Here is a 3,311-nt window from a genome sequence, read left to right as displayed (position 1 = left end):
TACTTCTGCCTCAATTTCGTTCATCAGTTTCATTGCTTCAACAATGCAGACAACGGACCCTTCATCTACTTGATCCCCAACTTTCACATAAGGGTCAGAATCAGGTGACGGAGCTGCATAAAAGGTTCCAACCATTGGAGAAGTAATTTTATGTACATTGGTTGCTTCTGTTTTAGGTGCCTCACTAACTTTTGGCGTTTCTACCGGTGTCGGTTGAACAGATTCCTGAACAGGTGGAGCTAATGGGGGTGAAGCGGTAGGTTGACTTTGTGAAGTAGCAGCATTAGCGACTTGCTGAACTTGTGCTTCAGCTTCCTTGTACTTTTTTAACACAAGTTTTAGTCCATCTTGTTCAAACTTGAATTCATCTAAGCTTGATTGATCTACAGCGCGAATCAATTCGCGAATTTCTTGAATTTTCATTTTTCGTTACACTCTCCTTTGTTCACTTCCCACGCAACTGATAAGGGGGGGCGTGAATCCCATTTCACTCATAGTTCAGTTCTTAATTATAACATAATTCTTTCATTCAATAAGGACCGTTCTTTCGATCTATTCGTCATTGAGAGAAAAAAACCTCCATTATCATGGTGCAATGGAGGTTTCTTCTTATGCTTCGTCCACCTCAAATTCATCGTCTTTAAGAATGGCATCTTTTTTATACTGGCGGAACACTGGATACTCAGATAAATTATCAGGAATCTTCCCATTTTCCAAAAGGATGATTTTGACGATATTTTTGTTGCGAGCCATATGATACTTTTCACCATATTCATTTTCTTGGGTGTAACGTTTTAGGTTTTCGTAATCTTCCTCTTGAATGGATACGGTATAGCTTCCATCGCCCGTTTCATACTCTTGCTCAAAACCAATCTCAAATTCAACGATTTGAATATTGTCGTTTTTCATGTTTCGTGTTTGCTCTAGAACCGCTTTCGCACCTTCTGTCAAATCATTCCATTCCATTTAAATCTCTCCTCACATACGAATTACAACAATGCCGTATTATACCATGTCCATCCTAGCTTGTAAAAAGAGGGGTCAGTGCATTTTTGCTCCGAGCAAATGGGGTCAGTGCAAAAATGCACTGACCCCATTTATTTTTATTCTTTTCCTGCGGGATGGTAGCCTACAGCTACTTGCTTTTCGCTACCGAGCTGTTCACTTGCCAAGATCATGATTTCATTGGCTTGTGCAGAGTTTAATTCTGCAGCCTGAACGATAATTCTCACTTGTTCCTCCTCGGCTAATACGAGGACATCCTCGTATCCTTTCGCTTTAATTAATGTTTCAAGGGTTGCCTCCTGCTGGGCCACACGCTGAAGCTTAGTGCTTTTATCGAGTGCTTCACTTTTCAATTCAGGTGATGCATCAGGAGAGGCAATGATATTTGTATAATCTTCCGCCATTCGCTCCCGCGCTACTAGCATTTCATTTCGAATCGTTGCAAACACTTCATTGCTTGCAATATTGGATACCATTCCATCAGACATGTCATTTTCTACACCTTCTAAGGTCTCCTCCATGTTCACTGTCACATCCTCCATCTCAACCTCGCCCATTTCCTCAACCATTTCTTCTGTCATTTCTTCATCGGAAATAAACGCCACATCCTCACCTGGGGTGCCTTCAGGCGCTGTCATGTAATAAACAGATAGGACAACAATTAAACTGAGCATTGTAAGCAGCCAAACCGTTTGCTTCTTTAAAACCATCATGATTCCTCCTTCATTTTTTTAGGCATAACGGAGACACGATGTGCCGGTACGTCCAGTACCCGGCTCACTGCCTCAACGACCCAAGCTTTTACTTGTGCTTGCTCCACTCCTTGTGCCACGACAAGAACTCCGCGAATTTGCGGCTTTTCTTTTCGAATAAGAACTGGTTCCTCTTTATCCCCATTACGAACGATAACGACTTGTTCATCTCTAGAAAGATCATCTACTTTCCTTGTTCCACCCTCTCTGTCTGTTTCGTTTGTATTTTGTTGTTTCGTGCTAGTATTCGTTTCATAAACATACCGCTCTGTTTCGGCCAAATTAATCATGACCGTTACATCGGAAAGACCGACAATCTGTTCTAAGCTTTCTTTCAATTGGTTTTCATAACGAATTTCGTAATCCTCCATCGAATTTTGTTCTCCTGCTGACTTTTGTCCAAAGGCCGGCTGCTCTTTTACTTCTTCTTCATTTTCATTGAAAACAGGCGTCGCATTTTCCTCCATTGGATTTTTTTCTACCATTAGGCTACCAACGACCATGAAGCCTATCCCTAAGCAAAGGAGCATGATCACATATTGAAACGAAAACTTCCCTTTTTCCACTCCAGGTTTTTTTAGTAGTTTTTTCAGCCACTGTCTATCTTTTTGTTCATCTTGACTCATTCTCTCTGCTTCCCCCCTCCCACACCAACGAAATCTTTTCTTTAGGAACCTGCCACGCTTCTGCAAGAAACTCCTTCAATACCGATTCATCCATTACAGCACTGAGGTCTTCTTGCTCTGTACGTTCTGAGGTGTTAATGTGAACGACGGCAACAGACGGTACATGTACGGCCTCATCTTCAGGATCGCGGGGGTGACTTCCGTCATCTGCCGTTTGAACGTATACCTGTACAGTATCAATGTGTTCAAGTTGAAACGTGCCTTCCATCCAGTTATCCATGATGATTTGTACATCAGCTAGCTCAAAAGCAAATTGATCACGAAATTCCTCCTCCACTTGTCTCTTTAATTGGACAGCCACTTGTTCTGAAATATATGCACGTTGTCCTGTTTCTATTTCATTTTTTTGCATCTCGATCCGATTATCTGAAACGACTTGCTCTGAATCATGTTGATTCATCGCCGTAAGAAGCCAAGCATCCACATCTTCTGTAAAAATAGATAGGATTGGTTGAAGCATCACAACAAGGAGCAGAAGGCCAATGACCATTTTTACATAACGCTGCAACCCAGTACTTGGTAACATAAGCTCTAAGATCGTCGCAAGTAAAATGAGTAAGATAATGTTGGTCAACCAATCTGTTAAAAAAGCCATACGCATCTCCCCGTTTTGTTTTCAAAAAAGTGGTGCCTCCATACTGGATGGGGTGCTAAGATTCCCTTCCGCCCGACCACCTCGTATTATGCATGTAATCATGCACAGACTTAACCGACCTATTTTCTCCTCTTTATATAGCCTGGATCACCTGCTTATCAAAGATTCTGTCACCGTATCATTAGCGATAGGTTTCCTGCTGCAATCATGATCGTAATGGCAAGAAAGAACATAAGGCAGACGACCGCTAACGCTGCAAAAACGTAAATGACG

5 protein-coding genes are annotated in these 3,311 nt (G+C 41.9%); all 5 read right to left on the bottom strand.

Features of this window, described 5'->3' with window-relative positions; all coding sequences use genetic code 11:
* On the bottom strand, window positions 1-423 hold a 423-nt coding region (gene accB / locus BLT_RS0106660), incomplete at its 3' end, for an acetyl-CoA carboxylase biotin carboxyl carrier protein (protein WP_017727012.1).
* Window positions 424-609: 186 nt separating this feature from the next.
* Window positions 610-966: a hypothetical protein gene (locus BLT_RS0106655; RefSeq protein ID WP_017727011.1), complete on the bottom strand. Its 357-nt coding sequence runs from the start codon at window positions 964-966 to the stop codon at window positions 610-612.
* 137 nt (window positions 967-1,103) lie between these two features.
* Window positions 1,104-1,715 carry a SpoIIIAH-like family protein gene (locus tag BLT_RS0106650; RefSeq protein ID WP_017727010.1) on the bottom strand — a complete coding sequence of 204 codons (612 nt, stop codon included), beginning with the start codon at window positions 1,713-1,715 and terminating at the stop codon, window positions 1,104-1,106.
* Complete coding sequence (gene spoIIIAG / locus BLT_RS0106645) at window positions 1,715-2,383, bottom strand: stage III sporulation protein AG (RefSeq protein WP_017727009.1); 669 nt, start codon at window positions 2,381-2,383, stop codon at window positions 1,715-1,717. The genes BLT_RS0106650 and spoIIIAG overlap by 1 nt, the downstream gene beginning before the upstream one ends.
* Window positions 2,370-3,038 (bottom strand): stage III sporulation protein AF, encoded by a 669-nt coding sequence (gene spoIIIAF / locus BLT_RS0106640; RefSeq protein WP_017727008.1) that lies wholly within the window; start codon window positions 3,036-3,038, stop codon window positions 2,370-2,372. Before spoIIIAF ends, spoIIIAG begins: the two co-directional genes overlap by 14 nt.
* Window positions 3,039-3,311 lie beyond the last annotated feature (273 nt).

The organism is Halalkalibacterium ligniniphilum, from assembly GCF_000334155.1.
GTDB lineage: Bacteria > Bacillota > Bacilli > Bacillales > Bacillaceae_D > Halalkalibacterium > Halalkalibacterium ligniniphilum.
This window is presented reverse-complemented; position numbering and strand designations above follow the sequence as displayed.

Bases quoted from the DNA above. Each gene is read 5' to 3' on its own strand.
- BLT_RS0106655 (WP_017727011.1), bottom strand. From the start codon at position 966: ATGGAATGGAATGATTTGACAGAAGGTGCGAAAGCGGTTCTAGAGCAA.
- BLT_RS0106650 (WP_017727010.1), bottom strand. From the start codon at position 1,715: ATGGTTTTAAAGAAGCAAACGGTTTGGCTGCTTACAATGCTCAGTTTA.
- spoIIIAG (WP_017727009.1), bottom strand. From the start codon at position 2,383: ATGAGTCAAGATGAACAAAAAGATAGACAGTGGCTGAAAAAACTACTA.
- spoIIIAF (WP_017727008.1), bottom strand. From the start codon at position 3,038: ATGGCTTTTTTAACAGATTGGTTGACCAACATTATCTTACTCATTTTA.